The 21,706-nt window shown below is 68.1% G+C and carries 19 protein-coding genes; 7 read left to right on the top strand and 12 right to left on the bottom strand.

Annotated features, from left to right (window positions below; translation table 11 throughout):
• Window positions 1-72: 72 nt before the first annotated feature.
• The 11 genes from BARAN1_RS03615 to BARAN1_RS03565 form a co-directional block, all read right to left on the bottom strand.
• Window positions 73-1,923 (bottom strand): citrate/2-methylcitrate synthase, encoded by a 1,851-nt coding sequence (locus BARAN1_RS03615; protein WP_122030944.1) that lies wholly within the window; start codon window positions 1,921-1,923, stop codon window positions 73-75.
• Window positions 1,920-3,203 (bottom strand): ATP citrate lyase citrate-binding domain-containing protein, encoded by a 1,284-nt coding sequence (locus BARAN1_RS03610; protein WP_122030942.1) that lies wholly within the window; start codon window positions 3,201-3,203, stop codon window positions 1,920-1,922. Before BARAN1_RS03610 ends, BARAN1_RS03615 begins: the two co-directional genes overlap by 4 nt.
• 9 nt (window positions 3,204-3,212) lie before the next feature.
• On the bottom strand, window positions 3,213-4,511 hold the full coding sequence (icd, locus tag BARAN1_RS03605; protein ID WP_420196447.1) for an isocitrate dehydrogenase (NADP(+)): 1,299 nt from the start codon (window positions 4,509-4,511) through the stop codon (window positions 3,213-3,215).
• 22 nt (window positions 4,512-4,533) lie between these two features.
• Entirely contained in the window at window positions 4,534-5,283 is a 750-nt protein-coding gene (locus tag BARAN1_RS03600; protein ID WP_122030937.1) for an IclR family transcriptional regulator, read from the bottom strand.
• Window positions 5,284-5,298: 15 nt separating this feature from the next.
• Entirely contained in the window at window positions 5,299-7,191 is a 1,893-nt protein-coding gene (locus BARAN1_RS03595) for an aconitate hydratase (RefSeq protein ID WP_122031769.1), read from the bottom strand.
• A 55-nt stretch (window positions 7,192-7,246) separates the two neighbouring features.
• Window positions 7,247-7,960 (bottom strand): carbonic anhydrase, encoded by a 714-nt coding sequence (locus BARAN1_RS03590; protein ID WP_122030936.1) that lies wholly within the window; start codon window positions 7,958-7,960, stop codon window positions 7,247-7,249.
• 241 nt (window positions 7,961-8,201) lie between these two features.
• Window positions 8,202-9,536 carry a DUF1015 domain-containing protein gene (locus tag BARAN1_RS03585; protein WP_122030935.1) on the bottom strand — a complete coding sequence of 445 codons (1,335 nt, stop codon included), beginning with the start codon at window positions 9,534-9,536 and terminating at the stop codon, window positions 8,202-8,204.
• 2 nt (window positions 9,537-9,538) lie between these two features.
• The gene (locus BARAN1_RS03580; protein ID WP_122030934.1) at window positions 9,539-10,447 is read right to left on the bottom strand and encodes a D-2-hydroxyacid dehydrogenase; all 909 of its coding nucleotides are present in this window, start codon (window positions 10,445-10,447) and stop codon (window positions 9,539-9,541) included.
• Window positions 10,448-10,456: 9 nt separating this feature from the next.
• On the bottom strand, window positions 10,457-11,533 hold the full coding sequence (locus tag BARAN1_RS03575; protein ID WP_122030933.1) for a pyridoxal-phosphate-dependent aminotransferase family protein: 1,077 nt from the start codon (window positions 11,531-11,533) through the stop codon (window positions 10,457-10,459).
• Between the two features lie 62 nt (window positions 11,534-11,595).
• Window positions 11,596-12,498 (bottom strand): radical SAM protein, encoded by a 903-nt coding sequence (locus BARAN1_RS03570; RefSeq protein ID WP_122031768.1) that lies wholly within the window; start codon window positions 12,496-12,498, stop codon window positions 11,596-11,598.
• Window position 12,499: 1 nt separating this feature from the next.
• The gene (locus BARAN1_RS03565) at window positions 12,500-13,018 is read right to left on the bottom strand and encodes a Maf family protein (protein WP_231944227.1); all 519 of its coding nucleotides are present in this window, start codon (window positions 13,016-13,018) and stop codon (window positions 12,500-12,502) included.
• Between the two features lie 79 nt (window positions 13,019-13,097).
• Between BARAN1_RS03565 and BARAN1_RS03560 the strand changes: the two genes are divergently transcribed.
• From BARAN1_RS03560 to BARAN1_RS03530, 7 genes are all read left to right on the top strand, one after another.
• A complete protein-coding gene (locus tag BARAN1_RS03560; protein ID WP_122030932.1) occupies window positions 13,098-13,949 on the top strand; it encodes a histone deacetylase family protein in 852 nt (283 codons plus the stop codon).
• 102 nt (window positions 13,950-14,051) lie between these two features.
• Window positions 14,052-15,071, top strand: coding sequence for an ABC transporter substrate-binding protein (locus tag BARAN1_RS03555; protein WP_122030931.1), 1,020 nt, complete (start codon window positions 14,052-14,054; stop codon window positions 15,069-15,071).
• The gene (locus BARAN1_RS03550; RefSeq protein WP_122030930.1) at window positions 15,068-15,805 is read left to right on the top strand and encodes an ABC transporter ATP-binding protein; all 738 of its coding nucleotides are present in this window, start codon (window positions 15,068-15,070) and stop codon (window positions 15,803-15,805) included. Before BARAN1_RS03555 ends, BARAN1_RS03550 begins: the two co-directional genes overlap by 4 nt.
• A 17-nt stretch (window positions 15,806-15,822) precedes the next feature.
• Window positions 15,823-16,587: an ABC transporter permease gene (locus tag BARAN1_RS03545; protein WP_162297740.1), complete on the top strand. Its 765-nt coding sequence runs from the start codon at window positions 15,823-15,825 to the stop codon at window positions 16,585-16,587.
• A complete protein-coding gene (locus BARAN1_RS03540; RefSeq protein WP_157959438.1) occupies window positions 16,577-17,374 on the top strand; it encodes an NAD(+)/NADH kinase in 798 nt (265 codons plus the stop codon). The genes BARAN1_RS03545 and BARAN1_RS03540 overlap by 11 nt, the downstream gene beginning before the upstream one ends.
• 12 nt (window positions 17,375-17,386) lie before the next feature.
• The gene (locus BARAN1_RS03535; RefSeq protein WP_122030927.1) at window positions 17,387-18,724 is read left to right on the top strand and encodes a TldD/PmbA family protein; all 1,338 of its coding nucleotides are present in this window, start codon (window positions 17,387-17,389) and stop codon (window positions 18,722-18,724) included.
• A gap of 1 nt (window position 18,725) precedes the next feature.
• Window positions 18,726-20,210, top strand: coding sequence for a carboxypeptidase M32 (locus BARAN1_RS03530; protein ID WP_157959437.1), 1,485 nt, complete (start codon window positions 18,726-18,728; stop codon window positions 20,208-20,210).
• 63 nt (window positions 20,211-20,273) lie between these two features.
• Here the strand turns inward: BARAN1_RS03530 and BARAN1_RS03525 are convergent, their stop codons facing one another.
• The gene (locus tag BARAN1_RS03525; RefSeq protein ID WP_122030925.1) at window positions 20,274-21,692 is read right to left on the bottom strand and encodes a tyrosine phenol-lyase; all 1,419 of its coding nucleotides are present in this window, start codon (window positions 21,690-21,692) and stop codon (window positions 20,274-20,276) included.
• Window positions 21,693-21,706: the final 14 nt, after the last annotated feature.

Below are 21,706 nucleotides of genomic sequence, written 5' to 3'. Positions count from 1 at the left end.
AGCGAACGAGCGGAACCGGGTGTGGAGCCCCCCGGCGGCCCGACCGCCGGGAGGCGTCCAGTCGCTGCTCGTCTACCCAACCTTCTCAGGGGCCGGTGGGACGTCGTAGAGGATGTCGTCGAGCGGATGGCGGTACAGGTCCTGCTCCAGCCGCACCTGGTCGAAGTAGTGGCCGATGAGGCCGATCGAGCGGCCGAGGACGAAGAACGCGTTGAAGAGCCCCGCCCGGATCATCTCGTCGATCTCGGCATCGGTGAACTTGAGCTCGGTGAGGAGGTCCACGAGGAGGACCCCGATGCAACCGTCCACGTTGAGGATGAGGTTCCCCTTTTTCTGGGTCGTCACGGCCTCCACGGCGAGGGCGTAGTCAAGGAGGGGGGTCGCCCGGAAGTGCTCCCTGGCGAACGCCTTCATGAGCTCGACCCGCGCGTCGGGGTTCTCCAGAGAGTGCAGGCGGTGGCCGATCCCCTGGATCCGCACATTGCGCCTCTTCATCTCGTCCACGAACTCCCGTGGGGCGAGCTTGTTCCGTAGCCCGTACAGGAAGTGATCCGCGGCCCCGTTGACGGCCCCCCCGAACCGCGGGCCGATGGTGAGGATCCCCGAAACAAGCGAGCTGATGAGGTCCTTTCCCGCCCGGGCGGCGACGATCGTGTTGTGGGCCCCCGAGACCGCCGGCCCGTGGTCGGCGATGACCTGGATCACCATCTCGATGAACTCACGGGCGTAAGGGGGGATGTCCTTCTTGAACCACAGGAGCCCGATCACCCCACCGATCCCGTACTCCTCCTCGATCACCCGATCGATAGGGACGCCGCAGTAGTTGTGGACATCGCCCCGCTCGTCGCAGATCGTGGAGATGAAGTGCGTTGGCCGCCGCACGAGCCCCTCGGCCCGCGCTTGGGCATAGTCGAGCGGGATCGTGGGCGGCGTGACCTCGGGCGCGGGGACGATGACCCCTTCTGCAACCAGTCGCTCATAGGTTTCCTCGATCATGAGGCCGTAGTCGTCGAACGAGTGGGGAACGATCACCCCCGCCTCGCGGAGGGCGGCGTTCTTGGCATCGGCCGTCTCGGCCGCGGTGTCCGCCCGTGCCCCGGCGTGACCGAACTGGACCTGGCCGGGGAGGACCTTGGCGCACGTCCCTGTGACCCACATCACAAGGGGCTTTGTGATCCGGCCCGCCTTCACCGCCTCCGCGATCTCGTACTCCTTGGTGCCCCCTACCTCCCCCAAGCAGACGAGGAGCTTGATCGCCGGGTTCCTCTCGAACCGGAGGAGGTGATCGAGGAGGGTCGAGCCGGGGTAGGCATCACCGCCGATCGCGATCCCCTCGTTCAGGCCATCTGTGGCCCGGGCGACGATGTTGTACGCCTCGTTGGAGAGCCCGCCGGACACGGACACGAACCCGACCGAGCCGGGCCGGTACAGCTTCGCTTCGCGGATGTTCTCCATCGTGCCCGCGGCGTTCCCGATCTTGAAGCAGCCGGCCTTGACCCCGCCCACCGTGGCGGGGCCGATGATCCATTTCCCCTTCGCCCTAGCGAGGGCCGCCATCCGCCGCGACTGGCGCTCGGGGATCCCCTCCGCGATCACGGCGATCGTGCGGATGGTGGGGATGTCGAGGGCCTGCACCGTGACGTCGTACGCCGAGCGCTGGCTCGCGAAGTTGACGAGCACATCGGCCTCGGGGAAGAGGGCCGCCGCCTCGGCGAGGCTCGTCATCCGCGGGATGCGGATCTCCTTCGTCCCCCAGAACAGTTTCTCGAACCCGCCGCGCTCGGGGGTGATGAGGGCCGCTACCGACGGCTCCGCCCTCCGGCACAGGTAGTCGAAGTCGAGCATCCGCTGCGCGGCGCGCAGCTGCTCGCCGTAGATGAACGCCTTCGTGTCCGCGGTGAAGAGTTCGTAGTCGTTTCTCATCGCTGGGCCTCCTCGAGGGCGAGGGATACGATGCGCGTCATGTGCGTCTCCGGGCCGTACACCTCGAGCGGGACGCCGATCCGCTCCCCCAGCCGCCGCATGTTCTCTAGCCCCTCCTTGTAGTTGGGCCCCCCCCGCCGGACGTAGATCTTGACGTGGTTCTTCTGCAGCTTGTCCTTGTACTCCTCGAGGGCCTGGATGATCCCGGTGAACGTCTTGGCAACGTCGGTGAAGTTGGCGATCCCGCCCCCGATGAGGAGGTACTTCGGCCGCCCTTGGGGATCGGGGTTCCTGGTCATGAGGTCGAGAAGGGTCTTCGTGTACTCGTAGGTGAGCTCGGTCGAGGGGTCGCCGGAGTACTCCCCGTAGTTGGCGAGCTCGTCCCCGAACCCGAGGTCCACCACCGTGTCGGCGTAGATGACGCTCGCCCCGCCGCCGGCGACGAGGAGCCACACCCGGCCGTTGGGGTTGAGGAGGGTCAGCTTGAGCGAGGCCCCGGTCTTCGCGTCGAGCGATTCCACGTAGGCTTCCTCCTTGGTCGTCGGCCGACCGAACGGGCGGGGGAACGTGATCTCCCCCCACTTCTCCGCGCACTGGAACGCCGCCGTGTCGTCGAGTTTGGCCACCGTGTCCAACGGAATGAGCCTCCCGCGGAAGAACGCGAGCGGGTTGAACTCGAGGTAGGTGAAGTGGTAGTCCACGTAGATCCTGTACAGCACTTGAATGAACTCCGCGACCGTATCCCGGTGGGGGATGTCGGGGAGTTCGGGGAGGACGCGCACCTGCATCGGGTCGGCCAGCACCGGGACGTCAATCGAGACCACGGTGTCCCACACGGACTCGATGTCCACGCCCCCTTGGGGGGAGAAGTGGATCGTGTCGACATCGCGGGAGCTCGTGAACGCGAGGTAGTACTCCGCGTCGTGGGGAACGAACGGCTCAATGAGGAAGTGGGTGAGGACCCCGGTCGTCGTGCCGCCGGCGCCCTCGATCGTCACCTCGCTCCCCATCCGCGCGGCGATCCACGCCTTGGCCGCCGCGAGGTCGGCATTGAGGAGGATGAGCTTGTTCTTTCCGCGCTTCCCGAATAGCTGGTCGGGTTTCACGACGAGCCTCTCCTTCGCCAGCCACGGGTGGTCGGCCTCGAGCGTGGCGAGGTCCGTCTCCGGCGTGACGAGGACGAGGCGATCGTCGAGCCGGAACTTGCCTCGGGAGTACTCACCGATCGCGCGGGCGAGCATCCGTTTCGCATCGTACTCTCGGATCCCTCTCTGGGCCATGGTCTCCCCCTACAGGTGCTTCACGATCTCTTCGCCGAACTGGGAGCAGGAGACGAGGGTCGCCCCCGGCATCAGCCGCTCGAGGTCGTAGGTCACGCGCTTTGAGGCGATCGCGGCGCTGATCGCGCGGAGGATGGCGTCGGCGGGCTCGCGCCAGCCCAAATACTTCAGCATCTCGACCGCGGAGAGGATCAAGCTCCCCGGGTTCACCTTGTCCTGGCCGGCGTACTTGGGGGCCGTGCCGTGGGTGGCCTCAAACACAGCGTGGCCGGTTGCGTAGTTGATGTTCGCCCCCGGCGCGACGCCGAGCCCCCCCACCTGGGCCGCCGCGGCGTCGGTCATGTAGTCGCCGTTCAGGTTCGTGGTGGCGATGACGGAGTACTCGTCGGGCCGGAGCAGCATCTGCTGGAAGAACTGGTCCGCGATCCGGTCGTTGAGGACGATCTTCCCGGGCGGGACCACCCCCCCGTAGGTCGTGGCCACCTCGTCCTCGGTCACGATCTGGGGATAGGTCTTCCCGACCTCGTACCCCCAGTCGCGGAACGCACCCTCGGTGAACTTCATGATGTTCCCCTTGTGGACGAGGGTCACCTTCGTCCGGCCATCGGCAATCGCGTAGTCGATCGCCGCCTTGACGAGCCGCTTCGAGCCTTCCTCGCTGATCGGCTTCACCCCGATCCCGCACCTCTCGGGGAAGCGGATCGACTTCACCTTCATCTCCCTGCGCAGCCAGGCGATGACCTTGTCGGCCTCGGGGGAACCGGCCCGCCATTCGATCCCCGCGTACACATCCTCTGTGTTCTCGCGGAAGAACACCATGTCCACCTTCTCCGGCTCCCGCACCGGAGCGGGGGTCCCGATGTGCTTCACCGGCCGCACGCACGCATAGAGGTCGAGGATCTGACGCAAGGTGACGTTCAAGCTGCGGATCCCGCCCCCGACCGGCGTCGTGAGCGGCCCCTTGATCGCTACGAGGTGCTTCGCGATCGCCTCCGCCGTCTCCTCCGGGAGGTACAGCTTCTGGCGCTCCTCAGGCGGGATGGCCTTGATCTCCTCTTCCGTGAGCCCGGGATGGTAGTGCGCGATCGCCTCATCGCCAGCGTAGACCTTCATCCACGCGATCTTCCTCTTCCCGCCGTACGCCTTTTCCACCGCGGCATCCACGACGCGGATCATGACCGGGGTGATGTCCACCCCGATCCCGTCGCCGCGGATGTAGGGGACGATCGGGCGGGGGGGGACCTCGAGCCCGCGCGGTGTCATGGCGATCGGCTCGCCACCTTCCGGAACTCGAACGCGTTCGGTCACAGTGAACCTCCTTCGGTAGCCTCTAGTTCGCATCTTGGCCCACAAGCTCCCGGGCGATGGCCCGTGCCGTGGCGGAAAGCTCTTTCAAGAAAGGCCCCTTGCTCTTCGCGTCCAGCCGCGTGCTCGGGGCCGAGGCGCCCAGCGCGGCGACGATGCGGTCCGCACCGGTCAGGATGGGCGCGGCGAGGCCGTAGGTGTAGGGGATCACTTCCCCGTCGCTCTCCGCGTACCCGAGGCGCCGGATCGTGGCGAGCTCGGCCCTCAGCTCCCCCGGGGCGGTGATCGTGGTCGCGGTGAAGCGGGGCAGGCCCTGGGCGATGATCCGCTCCTGATCCTCTCGGGGGAGGTAGGCAAGGAGGACCTTCCCCGTCGCCCCGGCATGGAGGGGGAAGATCGCCCCCCGCTCGTGGGAGACGCGCAACGCGTGGTGTCCCTCCACCCGCTCGAGGCAGATCCCGCTCGTCCCGTGCAGCCCGGCGAGGATGACGGTCTCCCCAGTTTCAGCGACGAGGCGCTCCATCTGCGGGAGCGCAACCTCGACGAGGCCCTGCCTCCGCACCCCCCCTGCCAACTGGAGGAGCCTCGCTCCCAGCCGAAGGCGGCCCGTGCCCGGGTCTTCCTCGACCAAGCCCTGGGATTTGAGGGCGAGGATATGGCGGTAGGCCGTGCTCCGGGGGAGGGCAAGCGAGCGAGCGATATCCGCAGCGCTCAGCTCGCACCGGCTTTCCCCCAATAGGGTGAGGATCCGCAGGGCCTTGTCGAGCGTGTTCACCTGCTCCCCCGGTGGCTACCGGCGGCCAGCGAGGGCCATCGCGAGAAGCCCCCCGGCCTTGACCATCCGCCGCTCGCGCTCGGAGAGCTCAGCCCGGACGGGGACCTCCGTCCCCTTGGTGAGGTTGCGCACCACGAGCGGGCGCGTGAGATCGGAGATATCGATCTCCAACATGTCTCCCTGATCGATCCCCGTGGTGTCGCCGACGAGGGGGAGGATCCCCACGTTGACGAGGTTCGCCTTGTGGATCCGGGCGTAGCTCTTGGCGATGACGGCCGTGATCCCGAGCTGCCACGGGGCAAGGGCCGCGTGCTCGCGCGACGAGCCCTGGCCATAGTTCTCCCCCGCGACGATGAACCCGCCGCCCTTCTCCACTGCCCGGGCGGCGAAGGTCTTGTCCTCGTAGTGGAAGGTAAACTTCGCGATCTCAGGCAGGTTCGAGCGCAGGTGCTGGGTGAGGGGGCCCGCGGGGAGGATCGCGTCAGTGGAGACCCCGTCCCCGACCACAATCAGGACCTCGCCCTTCAGGACCGCCGGGAGCGGCCGCGGAGGGGCCATCTTGACGATGTTCGGCGCCCGCCGGACGGGGACGGCCCCCCCTTCCGGCTCGATGATGAGCGTGTCGTCCACGATGAGATCCGTCACGCGGACCGCGACCGGGGGGAGCTCCCGCGGGTCGGCGATCACACCCTTGAGGGCGGACGCCGCCGCCACCTCCGGGCTCGCGAGGGCGAGCTTCGCGAGCTCGTTCCCGCCGCGGCCCTTCCAGTTCCGGTTCACCGTGCGCAGCGATAGCGAGTTCGTCCCCGGCACGAACCCGATCCCGATGCAGGCGTTGCACCCCGGCTCGATCATCCGCACCCCGGCCTGGGTGAGGGCAAGGAAGCTGCCGTCGGCGATGAGCATCTCCCACGCCTGGCGGGATCCGGGGGACACGATGACGTCGATCTCCTTGGCAACCCGCCTCCCTCGGAGCAGCTCCGCGACGACCCTGATGTCACGGTACGAGCCGTTCGTGCACGAGCCGATGTACACCTGATCGATCCTCGTCCCCGCCACCTCCGTCACCGGGACCACATTGTCGGGGCTTCCCGGCATGGCGACGAGGGGGACGAGCGCGGAGAGATCGATCTCGACCGTCGCATCGTAGATCGCATCGGGATCGGGGACGAGCGGCCGCCAGTCCGATCCGCGGCCCTCCAGCTCCAGAAACTCCTTCGTCACCGCATCGGATGGGAAGATGGACGACGTAGCCCCGGTCTCGGTGCACATGTTCGTGATCGTGGCCCGCTCAGGGACGGACAGGATCTTCACCCCCGGGCCGGTGAACTCGAGGAAGTATCCCACGCCCCCCTTTACCGAGATCCGGCGCAGGATCTCCAAGGCCACGTCCTTCGCCGTGACCCCCCATGGGAGCTTCCCGGTGAGGACGACCCTCATCACCTTGGGCACGGTGAGGTAGAAGGGGCCCCCGCCCATCGCCACCGCGACGTCGGCCCCGCCGGCTCCGATCCCGAGCATCCCCAGCCCGCCGGCGGTGGGAGTATGGGAGTCTGACCCGAGAAGCGTCTTCCCCGGGATCCCGAACCGCTCGTAATGGACCTGGTGGCAGACCCCATTCCCGTTCTTGGAGAACTTCGCCCCATAGTGGGAGGCGATGGATTGCAGGAACAGGTGATCGTCGGTGGACTCCCCCTTGAACCCGAGCGAGGTGTGATCGCTGTAGGAAACAGCCAGTTCAGCCTGGACCTTGTCCAGGCCGAGGGACTCGAACTCCAGCCACGCCATCGTCCCCGTGGAGTCCTGGGTCAGGCACTGATCGATCCGGATCCCGACTTCGCGTCCCTTGCCGAGCGTGCCGTCCACGATGTGCTCGGCGAGGATCTTCTCCGTCAACGTTTTCGCCACGCGCATCACTCCTCAGAAAGAGGGGCGTGTCTCAAAATACGAGACAACGTCCCAGTTACTGAGGCATCCTACCCGGTGGCCACGCTAAGTCAAGCGGGGAGAGGAGGTCAAGGAACTCCACAATGCCCGACGCGAGGTCGTACACCGCGCCCACCACATCCGCGCGGGGGAGGCCGGGCAGGGCACCGCGCACGTGCTCCACCGTCCGTTGAACGTGGAACCGCACGGTCAGGGCACTCAAGTCACCTGGGCCGAGGCGCGCCACCGCGATCGCCGGCTCGATCGCGGTGCACAGGCAGTCCGCGGGCTCAGCAGGACGCCGGTTGAGGGCCGCCTGAACGGCGCCGCACCCCCCGTGGCCGAGGACGACCACCAGCGGCACGTGCAGGTGCACGACAGCGTAGCTGAGGCTGGCCGTCACCGCGGCATCGCACACGTGGCCCGCGGTGCGGACGACGAACAGGTCACCCAGCCCTTGGTCGAACACGATCTCCGGCGGGACCCGCGAGTCGGAACAGCCGAGGATCGCGGCCCACGGCCTCTGGCCGGAGGCGAGGTCCACCCTCCGGGACACGTCCTGATGGGGATGGCGGTGGGCGCCACGCGCGTGGCGCTGGTTCCCGTCCGCGAGGAGCTGTAGGAGCGGTGCAGGGTCCACGGGGTCGTTCCTCCCCATGATCGTCCCCCATCCGCGCCGGCCAGGCAACGTGGCTCCGCGGGTCCGATCGCAAACCTCGGCGGTGCGCTCCTGCCTCCATCGGAAGTCCATAGGTTTTACACGTTACGTCCAGGGCGAGGGGGCACCATCCGCCGTGATGGGCGGGCAAGCCCAGGGGTCCTTGCCCCACCAGGATGCGCTCCTGGCAAGAGAAGTTGGCAGCGCAAGGTGATCAGGATCTGCCACCCCCGCCGTGGCCACATCCACGGCGATCCCACCCAAGGGGCGGAGGCCAGTGCCTCCGCCCCACCCTCTTCCTACCAGAAGATCATGGGGGGCTGCGGGCGATGGCTCATGGCTTCTCGATCTCCATCGTCATCGCCACAAGTCCCGACAGGAGCTTGGGGTAGAAGTCGGTGGACTTCTGGGGCATCGAGACCCCGAGGTCGGCGATGGTGAGCACGTCCTCGACCCGGGTCGGGTTGAGGAGGAACGCGGCCTGGCCCCTCCCCGCATCCACGAGGGCGATCGCCTCCTCGGCGGTGTGTGCGTAGTCCACGTTCGCCTGACGGGCGAGGGCCTCATCGTCGATCCCGAGGAGCGGATCGAGGATCGCCTTGTGGAGGATCGCCACATCGAGCCGCTTCCACGCCGGGGGATGATCGCCCGGGATGAGGTGGTCCAGCCGGCTCTCGTCACGGAGGGTGAGGGACCAGAACTTCCCCTCGGCGTAGAGGATGAACGTGTGCCTTGCCCCCTGCGCGGCGGCGAGGGCCGCCTTCGCCTCAGCGAGCGACCCCACCGGCGCGACGGCGAACTCCCGCCCCGCCTCCTTCAGGAACGCTTGAGGGGAGAACGCGGGCAGGCTGTGCACGACCCGCGGTGTCGGACGGATGACGCACCCCGGCTCCTCGACGTTGACGAGGGTGACGGGCAATGCTGTGAAACTTTGAGGGGATTTTGGTCTCCACCCCTTGGCCCCGCACTCACGCATGAACGCCCGCGCCGTCTCGAACCGGTGGTGCCCATCGGCGATGTAGAGCTCAAGAGGAACGAAGGCGCCCTGGATGGTCCTCACCGTGTCCGGATCCGCGATGTACCAGAGGTCATGGATGTTCCCGAAGTCGTCCCGCGCAGTGAGGTCGGGGGGGCGCCCGGCGATCGCCCCTTCGGCCACAGCCGTCGCCGTGCGCGCCGGATCGCGGTAGAGGAGGAAGATGTGCTCGAGGTGGGCTTCCGTGGCCCGGAGGAGCTTCAGCCGGTCCTCCTTCGGGCCGCGCAGGGTGTGCTCGTGGGCCTTCGCCCCGCTCTGCGCGAGGTCGAGGAGGGCGATCAGACCTTGCCGGGTGAGGACGGCCTCCGGTTTCCGGTCCCCGAGCGACGGATGAGGGTCGAGGGACATCCGGAACCTCTGACGGTAGAGGTAGATCCCCGGTTCCTCGTCGTGGACCAGGATCCCATCGCGAATCCACGCCCGGAGGAGCTCCGCCCGGCGGGCGTAGTCCGCCTCGTCCGGGGGAGGGGACTTCGTCCCGATGAGGCGGACGTAGCTATAGGGCGAGCGCGCAAGGTAGGCCCGTTCCTCGTCGGGGCCGATCCGATCGTAGGGCTGGGTGACGACGTTCGAGAGGTCCCCCACGAGCGAGGGGTCATAGCGGAGGCCGCGGAAGGGGTAGACGACCGCCATCGTCAACCCGCCCGCGCGTGCCGGAGGAGGATCTCCACCACCTCGTCCCCGATCCGTTCCTGGGCCTCCTTCGTCTGGGCCCCGATGTGGGGGGTGAGGGTGACCTTGGGATGGCGGACGAGTTCCAGGTTGGTGGGTGGCTCGACCGAAAACACGTCGAGCCCCGCCCCGGCGAGCTTGCCCGACCGGAGGGCGACGAGAAGCGCTCCCTCGTCCACCACCTCGCCGCGGGCGCAGTTGACGAGGTAGGCCCCGTCCTTCATCTGGGCGAACTCGCGCCCCCCGAGCACGGGACCGGCCGGGTCAGCCGGGACGTGGAGGGAGACGAAGTCGCTCTGCCGGAGGAGATCGGCGAAGGGAACGAGGGGAACGCCGGGGATGGGCGAGGCCGTGAGGAACTTGTCGCAGGCGATCACCTTCATCCCGAGGGCGAGGGCACGCCGGGCAAGGGCCTGGCCGATCCGCCCGATCCCCACCACGCCGAGGGTCTTCCCCTGGAGCTCAATCCCCACGAATGCCTTCTTCTCCCACTTGCCGTCCTGGATGGAGCGCGTGGCCTGGGGGAGGGAGCGGGCGAGGGCGAACATGTGGGCCAAGGCGAGCTCCGCCACGGAGTCCGAACTGGCCTTGGGCGTGTTCACGACCTCGATCCCCTTCGCCCGAGCGTGGTCGCTATCCACGTTGTCCAGCCCCACCCCGGCGCGGACGATGAGCTTGAGGCCCCGCGCCGCGTCGAGCGCGGGCTTGCGCACCTTCGTCGCCGATCGAACGACGATCGCGTCGTACCCCTTGGCGAGCTCCGCCGCGAGATCATCCGGGGCCATCCCCGTGCGGACCACGACCTCCATCCCGGCCCCACGGAGCCGGGCGAGGGCCTTCTCTTCCACTGGATCGCATATTAGGACCCGCATACCCCCTCCCTACAGCCCGAGGATCGTGTCGATCACACCGAGGAGGCCGCGGACGTCAACCACGGTGAGATCCCCCATATGGGCGATGCGGAACGTCTTGCCCTTCAGATCGCCGTAGCCATTGGAGATGCGCATCCCGTAATCCTTGACCAACGTCTTGTTCAGGTCATCCACGGAGATTCCGCGGGTGTTCGTGATGCAGCTCACCGTCCGCGACCAGTATCCCTCCTCAGGGTAGAGGCCGAAGTGCCGCTTGGCCCACGTCTGGACGAGGGATGCCATCGTCTCGTGACGGCCAAACCGGCGGTCGAGGCCTTCGGCGAACATCGCATCGAGCTGAGCATTGAGGGCGAACAAGTGCGGGATCGAGGGGGTGGCCGGGGTCTCGTTCTTCTGGTGGGACTTCACCATCACTGGGAAGCTGAAGTAGTAGGTGCGGGGCTTGATCTCCTCGGCTCGCTTCAGGGCGCGATCGGAGACGGCACACACCGCGAGCCCGGCCGGGAGGGCCAACGCCTTTTGGACCCCCGCCAAGCACACGTCCAAGCCGAGGGCATCGAACTCGATCTTCACGCCCCCCATCGCCGACACAGCATCCACGAGGAGGAGCACGCCCGGGAACTTCCCGACCACCTCCGCGATCTGGGGGAGCGGGTTCATGAGGCCGGTCGAGGTCTCGTTGTACACAAGCGTTACGGCGTCGAACTCGCCGCTGGCGAGCTTCTCCTCCACCATCTCCGGCTTGATCGCGACGTTCCACGGCACGTTCAGGGCTTCGCACGGGATCCCGCACGTGGCCGTGATCTCGTGCCACCGGTCGCTGAATGCCCCATTCACGAGGTTGAGGCACTTCTTCTTGACGCAGTTCTGCACCGCAGCTTCCATCGCTCCCGTCGAGGAGGACGTGAAGAGGAGCACCGTCTGCTCCGTGTACAGGAACTTCTGGAGCTTGGGCTGGATCTCCGCGTACAGTTCGCGGAACTCGGGAGAGCGATGGTAGATCTGCGGAGTGGCCATGGCCTGGAGGATCTCCGGGCGAACCTCGGTGGGCCCCGGGGTAAACAACCTGCTATGGACGTTACGCATGAACCCCTCCTTGGGTAGGTTTTGTCGCGGGGATCATTGCCGAAACTGATCTACAATTCAAGTCAGTGCGGGCCGGCGCGATCGAGCCCAAACCGCCGCGCCCAGGCGAGGGCGGCCTCGTGTTCGGCGCGGGTGATGGGTCGTGCGAGCTCCGCCCTCTCCCACGCCCGGTGGGCAGGCCGGTACTGGGCCAGCACGTTGACGAACGTCTGGGGCGAGATCTCGCGAGCGAGGTAGCGGAAGACGGCCTCCGACCCGGCGATCCCGTGGGGGAGGACGAGGTGCCGGACGAGGAGCCCGCGCACGGCGACCCCGTTCTCCACCACGAGATCCCCCACTTGGCGGTGCATCTCGCGGAGGGCCTCCTGCGCCCGCTCCACATAGTCCGGCGCAGCTGAGAGGGAAGCGGCAGCCGCGTCATCGCCATACTTAAAGTCCGGCATGTAGATGTCCACGATCCCGGCGAGGAGCTGCAGCGCCTCCACCGACTCGTATCCACCGCAGTTCCATACCAGAGGGAGCCGCAACCCGGCTTCCCGGGCCAGGGAGAGTGCAGCCACGATCTGGGGGGCCTGATGGGTCGGGGTGACGAGGTTCACGTTCGTGCACCCCAGCTCCTGGAGGTGGAGCATGATCCGCGCCAGGTCCGCGACGCGCAGTTCCTCCCCCTCCCCGAGCTGGGAGATCGTGGCGTTCTGGCAAAACAGGCAACGGAGGACGCAACCGGAGAAGAAGATCGTCCCCGACCCACCTTCCCCTACCAGCACCCCCTCCTCGCCGCAGTGGGGGCCGAAGCTTGCCACCCAGGCGGCGAGCCCGGCCTGGCAAAACCCCCTCTCTCCCCTGTCCCGGTGGACCCCGCACGCCCGTGGACACAGGCGGCACGGGGAGGCGAGGGCCCGCAGTCCTTCCGCCCGCTCGCGCAGCGCGCCTTCCGTCAGGCCGAGGTAGGCAGGCTGAGCCATCTCAACGTTCGGGGGGCTGCCATCCGACATCGCGGAGGAGGGCGTAGAGGGTCGCCAGGGGGAGGCCCATCACGTTGAAGAACTCGCCCTCAATCCTGGTCACGAACGGGGCCGCTCCCCCTTGGATCGCGTACGCGCCCGCTTTGTCGAGCACGGCCTCCCGGGCGAGGTAGCGCCGGATCTCGTCGTCGGAGAGGGGCTTGAACTCGACGCGGGTCTCAACGAGGGTCTCCCGGGTGGCCCCCGGCGCGGCCACGACGAGGCCCGTGAACACGGAGTGCCATCCGCCGCTCAGGGCCCGGAGGACGCCCCATGCCTCCCGGAGGTCGCGCGGCTTTCCGTAGGCCTTCCCGTTCCGGAACACGCCCGTGTCGGCCGCGATCACGATCCCCTCCGGCCGCAGGGCGCGCACCCGCTCCGCCTTGCGATGGGCGATCCGGACGAGGCCCTCCGGCGCGGCCACTTCTCCCTCCTCCACCGCGGGGGTCACCGTTTCGAACTCCGGCCAGAGGAGCCGCAAGAGCTCGATCCTTCGCGGAGAACCTGAGGCGAGGATCAGCCGTTGTCCTGGGGGGCGGGAATCACCATAATCCGGGGCCATGGACGTCATTTTCAGCGAGAGGTGCCTGGAGTACCACGCCGTGGGACACCCGGAGGGACCGGCCCGGGTGCGGATGCTCCAGCACTACCTCGCCCGCCTCGGCTACCCGTTCGTGGAACCCACGCCGGCCACCGACGAAGACCTCCTCTCCGTGCATACCCCCGACCACGTCCGCCGCGTCGAGAGCGGGGACTTCCACGATCCGGACTGCCCGCACTACCCCAACATCGGGTTCTACGCCCGCCTCGCGGTCGGAGGAGCCCTCCTCGCCGAGCTCCGCCGCGGGTTCTCGATCCTCCGCCCTCCGGGACACCATGCGGGGCCATCGTTCTTGGGCGGGTTCTGCTACTACAACAACCTCGCCATCGCCGTGCGGCGCTCCGGGAAGCGGACCCTCATCGTGGACATCGACGGGCACCACGGGAACGGGACGGAGGCCGTGTTCTATGGGGATCCGCGCGTGACCTACATCTCGCTCCACCGCATCTACAACTACCCCGGCACGGGCCACGCGTCGCGCGGGAACTGCCTCAACTACCCGCTCCCCCCACGGTGTGGGAAGGCGCTGTATGTGGAGACCCTCGAACGGGCCCTCCACGAAGCGGGGAGTGGGTTCGAGGAGCTCGCCATCTCCGCCGGGTTCGACACGTACCGGGAGGATCCGCTGGCCTCGCTGGGGTTGGATGTGGAGGCCTTCTACGACGTCGGCTACGTGCTCGGGGATCTGAAGCTCCCTGCGTTCTGCGTGCTCGAGGGGGGGTACATCCCGGAGATCATGGGCCCCGCGGCCGACGCCCTCCTCCACGGCCTCCACGACGGAGGATCCCCTCCCCCCTACCCAAGCGGGTGAAGAACCTCCCCGGCTACCGCGTCGGGAGCGGGAGGCCCCATCCCCGGGACCACCAGCCGCGGGATTGCTGGGTCGCCGGCGCCTGCGGTACAATGCGATGCCATGCGTACTCTGACCGTACTCGCGGTTGTGACCGCGGTCCCCATCGTGTCCCTCGCCGCCCCCCTCAAGGTGTCCCTCCCGCCGGCGATGGGCGCAGTGCCGGTGGTGATGGCCACGGCGTGGGACCTGTTCCGCGCTGAGGGGATCGAGGTCGAGCTGATCCCCCTCCCCAGCCAGCGCGATCGGATGCTCGCGTTCCAGGCCGGCCAGGTGGACGCGATCGTGACCGACCTCACCGGCGCGATCCTCCTCGTGGCGAGCGCTCCCCGGGAGGCGGTGATCGGGGGGACCGCCTTCTCCCCTGAACCGGCGAAGGATCACCTCGCCTTCATCACCCCGCCGGCGTTGTCGCGGATCGCTACTTGGGACGATCTTATGGCGCGCATTGCAAGCGGAAGCCGTGTCCAGATCGCTGTTCCGCGCCAGTCGGATCTCGAGTTCGTCGTGGACGGGGTGTTCCAGGAGTGTGGGGTCACGGTCCCTGCGGACCTGTACATTGGCCAGGACGACCTCCTCGTCAACTCCACCTGGACCCTTCTCGGGATGGTGGCCGTAGGGGTTCTTCCGCGGCCCCACGCGGATTACATCCTCACCTACACCTTCCCCGGCAAGCCGACGCTCACCGTCCTGACGTGGGTACCTGGGGCGAGCTTCCCACCCGAGGTGTTCGTGGTCCGCCGATCGCTCCTCGAATCCCAGCCGGAGATCCTCGCCGCGTTCTTCCGCGCCGTGCGGCAGTCCGTGGCGCAGCTCAACAGCGAGGACCGCGAGTCGGTGGTGGCAGCGGCCCTCCCGTGGGCGGTGGACCTCTTCTTCCCCGGCAGCGGGCCGGAGACCGCCGCCCCCGAGGTGCGGACCCAGATCGAGGCCGCGATCGCGGCGATCGTGATCCCAACCTTCCCCGCGCCCGGCGCGGTGGACCCGGAGGTGTACGACCGGGTAATGGCGTGGGCCCTCGGGAAGAACTACCTGCGGTCTCCGCTCCCCTACGAGGCCGCGGTCGTCCCCCCTCCCGGATGATCGAGGTCGAGGGCCTCACCCTGATCTACGGGCGCGGGGGGGCCGCCGTGCCCGCGGTGGCTGGCCTGTCTATGGCCGTGGACAGCTACGAGCTCGTGTCCGTCGTCGGGCCGTCGGGGTGTGGAAAAACGACCCTCCTCTTCGCCCTCGATGGGCTCCTCCACCCGACGGCGGGGCGGATCCGGATCCACAGGGAGGAGGTGCGCGGGGTACGGCGCGACGTGGCCCTCATCCTCCAGGACGCGGGGCTCCTCCCGTGGAAGACCGTGCGCGCCAACGCCGAGCTGGCCCTGCGCATTCAAGGGCGCAAGGAATCCGCGGGGCGGGTCCTCGCCGAGCTCGGGTTGGCTGGGTTCGAGCGGCGCTTCCCGAGCGAGCTCTCGGAGGGGATGAAGCGCCGGGTGGGGATCGCCCGGGCGCTCGCCCTCCAGCCGCGGGTGATGCTCATGGACGAACCGACCGCAAACCTCGACTCGCTCACGCGCGAGCACATCCAGAACCTCATCCTTGGCCTGTGGTGGGAGATGGGGTTCACCGGCGTCCTCGTGACCCACGACATGGAGGAAGCGGTGTTCCTCGGGAAGAGGATCCTCGTCCTTTCTCCGCGGCCAGCGCGGGTGGTGGAGGTCATCGAGAACCCGGGGATGGGCGAGCCGGGGTACCGGGGGACGCCGGAGTTCACGGCCCAGGTCGCCCACCTGCGGCAGGCCCTGTTGGGGAGCAACGGATCATGATGCGGACGCTGCGGGTTATGCTGAACTACCTCCTGGCGATGGCGGTCGTCGTCCTGCTGTGGGCGGGGGTGTCGTGGCTCCTCGAGGTATCGCGGGGGCGGGAGATCCTCCCCACGCCGTGGGTCACCTTCGCCGCGGCGGTGGACAACATCGGCACCCTGGCGAGCGCGTTCGGGACCTCGGCCCTGCGGTTCCTGATCGCCCTCGTCGTGGCGTTCCTCCTCGGCCTCCCCCTCGGCCTGGCCGTGGGGTTCGAGTCCAAACTGGATCGGTACCTTTCGCCCCTCATCTACCTCCTCTACCCGATGCCGCCGGTGGCGCTCCTCCTCTTCCTCTACCTTGCGTTCGGGCTCGGGGAAGTGGTGCGGCTGGTGGTGGTGGTGATGGCCCTCTTCTTCCAGGTCGTCGTCGCTGCCCAGGGAGCAGCCAAGTACATCGTCCCCTCCCACGTCACCGCGGTCCGCTCCGCCGGTGCAACGCGGTGGCAGATCTACCGCCACGTCGTCCTCCCCGCGACCCTCCCGAGCGTCCTCACCGCGGCGCGGGTATCGGTCGGGCTGGGGATCACCATGCTCTACATCGCGGAGACGAAGCTCGGGGTGCTCCTTGGGCCGGGGGCAGGTCTGGGACGGTTCATCGAGTACTACACGTTCCGGGGGGACATCTCGCTCGCCGGCGTGGTGGGGTTGGCCCTGCTCGGGCTCCTGTTCTACGTCGTCCTCGAGCTTGGGGAGCGGGTCCTGTGCCGGTGGAAGTTCGTGGGGGCGCGGGGTGGCACTTAGGCGCGTCCTGTTCGTCCCGAATCTGGCCCGCCCGGCCGCGGTCGCCGCGACGGAGCGGGGGCTGGCCTGGTGCTGCAGGGAAGGAATCGCCGTCGCGACCGTTCCGGGGAAGGGAGCCCCTAGCGAAGCGGACCTCGTGGTCGCGGTGGGGGGCGATGGGACGCTCCTCCGGGCCGCGGCGCTCGTCTACCCGCACCCGACCCCGGTCCTGGCCGCGCACGCGGGAGGCCTCGGGTTCCTCGCCGCCTGCGACGGGGAGGAGATCGAGGGCGCCCTCGATCTGGTGGCGACGGGGCAGTATCGGGTGGAGCGCCGGGCGCGCCTCCTGGCCGCGGGACCGGGGTTCGTCCGTTCCGCGTTGAACGACGCGGTGGCAGTGGGACCGGATGCCGAGCGGTTCACTGCGCTCGAAGTGGCGGTGGACGGGGAGCCGGCGCTGGCCGTGGAGGGCGATGGCTTGATCATCTCCACCCCCACCGGGAGCACCGCCTACGCCCTCGCCGCCGGGGGGCCGGTTCTCGCCCCATCCGTGGCGGGTCTCCTCCTCGTCCCGCTTGCCCCGCACCGGTTGGGGGTCCGGCCATGCCTCGTGCCCCCCCAAGCGCAGATCTCGATCCGCCTGCGGCGACGGGGCCGCCTCCTCCTCGATGGGAACTCCGTCTGCGAGCTGGAGCCGGAGGCAATGGTGAACGTGACCACGGCTCCGGCGGAGACCCTCCTCGTCCGCCTGGCGGGCACAGGGTCGTTCTTCACGCGACTGAGGGGCAAGCTCAATCTGTCAGACTAGAAAGGGGGAACGATGAACGTAGATGCATTGCTAGAGGGTGTGCTCAAGGAACGGATCGCCGACGACCTGGAGTTGGTCGCCATCCGCAGCCGGGAGGAGCTGACGCGGTTCACGGATTGTCAGATCCACCAGAACGTGGCGGCGGTGGACACGGCCGTTCACATTCGGGCGTGGGTGGAGGGGAAGACGGGCGTGGTGACGACGAACGACCTCACCGCCCAGGGTCTGGCACGGGCGGCCAGGGAGGCAGCGGCGATGGCCCGGGCCCAAACCCGCCCTGCCGGCTTCTCCCCTCCTGCCCCGCGTCCGATCCCAACCGTGAGCGTTTGGGACGAGGCGACGTGGAACGCCCATCCCGACGAGCGGGCTGAGCTTGTGGCGCGGGCAGTGAAAGGGGCGGCGGCCATTGGCTTCAACGCCTCGGGGTCGCTTTCCACCGGGGGCAGCGAGCTATGGGTGCGCACGACGCGCGGTGTGGATGCCCACCACCGCGCCTCCTCCGTACGGTTCGTGACCGTGGTCATGGGGAAGAGCGGCGGGTCCGGGTACGCCGAGTTCTCCGGCACCAAGCTCGCCGACTTCGTGCCCGAGGAGGCCGCCGACCGGGCGCTCGCGAAGGCACAGCTTGCCGAGGTGCGGAAGCCGCTCGAGCCCGGGGCGTACACGGTCGTCCTCGAGGAGCCGGCAATGGCCACCCTGCTGGGGATGCTCTCCTCGATGGGGTTCTCTGCCCGGGCGCTCCTCGAGAAGCGGAGCTTCTTCGTGGGGAAGCTTGGCCAGAAGCTCGTCTCCGAGCGCGTGACCGTGTATGACGACGGCCTCCACCCCCAGACGACGGTGATGCCGTTCGATTTCGAGGGAGTCCCCAAGACGCGGGTGTACTTCTTCCGGGCCGGGGTTGCGGAGGGGGTGGTCCACGATTCGCGCACCGCGGCCCTCATGAACACCGTGTCCACCGGGCATGCGCTCCCCCCGTCGGCAGCGGGGTGGTCCCCAATGCCGATGCACCTCGTGATGGAGCCTGGGGAGGCGACGGATGACGCGCTCCTCTCCGGGGTGGGGCGAGGCCTCCTCGTCACGCGGTTCCACTACGCACGCACCGTGGACCCGATGCGGGGCGTGATCACGATGATGACCCGCGACGGGGTGTTCCTCATCGAGGAGGGGAAGATCAAGGGGGCAGTGGAGGACATGCGCGTCACCGAGTCCGGCCTGCGCGCCCTGGCGAACGTGGAGGCGGTGGGCCGCACCCTGCAGCTCATCACCCATGGCGAAGGGGTGGGGGCGGTCCTCGTGCCCAAAGCGCGGATCGCGCAGTTCACGTTCACCGGTCGCACGGAGAGGATGTGACATGGGCGCCCTGCAGGAACTGAAGGACTACGTGCGGGAGATCAGCGAGCTGTACTCGGCCATCGCGTTGTGCGCCTGGGACCAGCGGACCCACATGCCGGAGAAAGGCGCCGAAGCGCGATCCAAGGTCCTGGGCCGACTGGAGCGGCTGGCGTTCGAGCGGGTGGTGTCCGATCGGATGGGCGAACTCCTCGCCGCCGCCGAGCGCGATGGGGCGCCCACAGAGGTGGATCAGGCCCTTCTCCGCGTCTGGAAGCGCGATTACACCCGGAACCGCGCTGTGCCGCCCGACCTCTACCAGCAGTTCGTCGAGGCCACGAGCCGCGCCGAAACCGTATGGGAGAAGGCCAAGGCCACGTCCGATTTCGCCCTGTTCCGCCCCCACCTCGCCGAGGTCGTGAGCCTGGTGCGAGAGATAGCGGAGCTGGTCGGGTACAAGGAGAGCCCCTATGACGCCCTCGTGGACGAGTACGAGCCCGGGATGACGACCGCGGCCCTCCGGGTCCTGTTGGGGAGCCTACGCCGGGAGCTGGTCGCGTTCCTGAAGGAGCTCTCCCGCGGCACGCCTCCCCACGAGCTCCCCGCCGGGATGTTCCCCCTCGACGCCCAACGCCAACTGTGCCGCGAGGCGTTGGGGTGGATCGGGTACGACTTCGCAGGCGGACGGCTCGACGACACTGTCCACCCGTTCACGATCGAAGTCGGCACGGGCGACGTGCGAGTCACGAACCGCTACCAGGAGGACGATCCGTTCCCGGGGCTGTTCGGGGCCCTCCACGAGGGCGGGCACGCCCTGTACGGCCAGGGCGTGGATCCCCAGCTCGCCTGGACCGGGCTCGCCGGGGGGGCCTCCTTCGGGATCCACGAGTCCCAGTCGCGGTTCTGGGAGAACCAGATTGGGCGCAGCCGCGCCTTCTGGCGCTACAGCCATCCCCACCTCATCCGCCACTTCCCGGCCCTGGCCCGGACGAAGCCCGACGCCATCTGGCGACACGTGAACCGCGCCCAACCGTCCCTCATCCGCGTCGAGGCCGATGAGGTCACGTACAACCTCCACATCTGCCTCAGGTTTGAGCTCGAGGTGGACCTCATCGAGGGCCGGCTAACGGTGGACGAGCTCCCCGCGCGGTGGAATCAGGCGATGGTCGACTACCTCGGGGTGACCCCACCCGACGATGCCCACGGCGTCCTACAGGACGTGCACTGGTCGGGGGGGATGTTCGGGTACTTCCCATCCTACACCCTGGGGAACCTGTACGGGGCCCAGATCACGGAGACGGCGGAGCGGGAGATCCCGCGGTTCTGGGGCAAGGTGCAGGCGGGCGAACTCGCCCCGATCCGGGAATGGCTGAGGGAGAACGTCCATCGCCATGGTCGGGTGTACCTGCCCGATGAGCTCGTGCGGCGGGTCACCGGGAGCGGGCTCTCCGCCGAGCCCTTCCTGCGCTACGTGCGCACCAAGTACAGCGAGGTGTACGGGCTCTAGGCGTTCGGGCGCGGTGTTTGTGCGCGGAGCCGTCAGCCGGCCGACGGTTGGATCCCCCGCGGGCTAGGGGACGATCGGCTCGAACCGAGCCTGGAAGAAGCGGAGCTTCTTCGGCTCGTAGACCATCTTCAGGCCACGGATCGCTCTCCGTTCCCCATAGAGCGCAATGCAGCTCTCGGCGACGACGTCCATGTGGAGGTTCGTGTACACACGGCGGGGGATCGTCAGTCGAACGAGCTCCAGCTTCGGCCGGCGGTGCTCCCCCGTCACCGGATCGCGCCCTGCGCTCACGATCCCCCGCTCCATCCCCCGCACGCCGCTGTCCACGTACAGGGCGGCAGCGAGGGCTTGGGCAGGGAACTCCTCCTGGGGGAGATGGGATAGGAACCGTTTCGCGTCCACGAACACGGCATGCCCCCCCACCGGCTCGACGATCGGGATCCCCGCCTCGCGGAGGCGGCTCCCCAGGTACTCCACCTGGCGCACGCGGCTCGCGATGTAGGCATCATCCACCATTTCGTAGATCCCGCGGGCGATCGCCTCCATGTCCCTCCCCGCAAGCCCGCCGTAGGTGTGGAGGCCCTCGTACACCACCACCATCTCCTTCGCCTGGACGAAGAACTCCTCATTGTTCGTGGCGATGAACCCCCCGATGTTGACGAGGTTATCCTTCTTCGAGGACATCGTGCACCCTTCGCCGTAGCTCATCATCTCGCGCAGGATCTCGCGAACGGGCTTCCCCGCGTAGCCTGGCTCCCGCTGCTGGATGAAATAGGCATTCTCCACGGCCCGGGTGGCATCGAAGATGATCGGGATCCCGTGCCGGCGGGCCCATGCCGCCACCTGGCGCAGATTGCCCATCGAGAACGGCTGCCCCCCGGCCATATTCACGCACGGGGCGAGGGAGAGGTAGGCGATCGCGTCCCGACCCTTCTCCTGGACCAGGCGGTCCAGCTTGGCGAGGTCCACGTTCCCCTTGAAGGGATGCGGGTTCGCCGGGTCGTGGGCCTCGTCAATGATGCAGTCGTAGAAGATCCCATGCGCGAGCTCGACGTGCTCGCGGGTCGTGGTGAAGTACATGTTCATCGGGACATACTGGCCCGGTTTGATGCGGAGCTGGGAGGTGATGTGCTCCGCCGCCCGGCCCTGATGGGTGGGGACGACGTAGCGGAACCCGTAGATCTCCTGAACCGCGGCCTCGAGGTGGTAGAAGTTGCGGGAGCCCGCGTAGGCCTCGTCGCCGAGCATCATCCCCGCCCATTGGTTGTCGCTCATCGCCGACGTGCCGGAGTCGGTGAGGAGGTCAATGTACACGTCCTCGCTTCGAAGGAGGAACGTGTTGTACCCCGCCTCGCGGATCTTCTCCGCGCGGTAGTCCCGAGTGGTCGCCCGCAGCGGCTCGACGACCTTGATCTTGTACGGTTCGGCGATCGTTCGCTTGTCCACTGGATCCTTCCTTTCCCGTCCCTGGACCCGCCTCATTTCGCTCCGCCCCT

The sequence above is a fragment of the Candidatus Bipolaricaulis anaerobius genome, from assembly GCF_900465355.1.
Classification (GTDB): domain Bacteria; phylum Bipolaricaulota; class Bipolaricaulia; order Bipolaricaulales; family Bipolaricaulaceae; genus Bipolaricaulis; species Bipolaricaulis anaerobius.
This window is presented reverse-complemented; position numbering and strand designations above follow the sequence as displayed.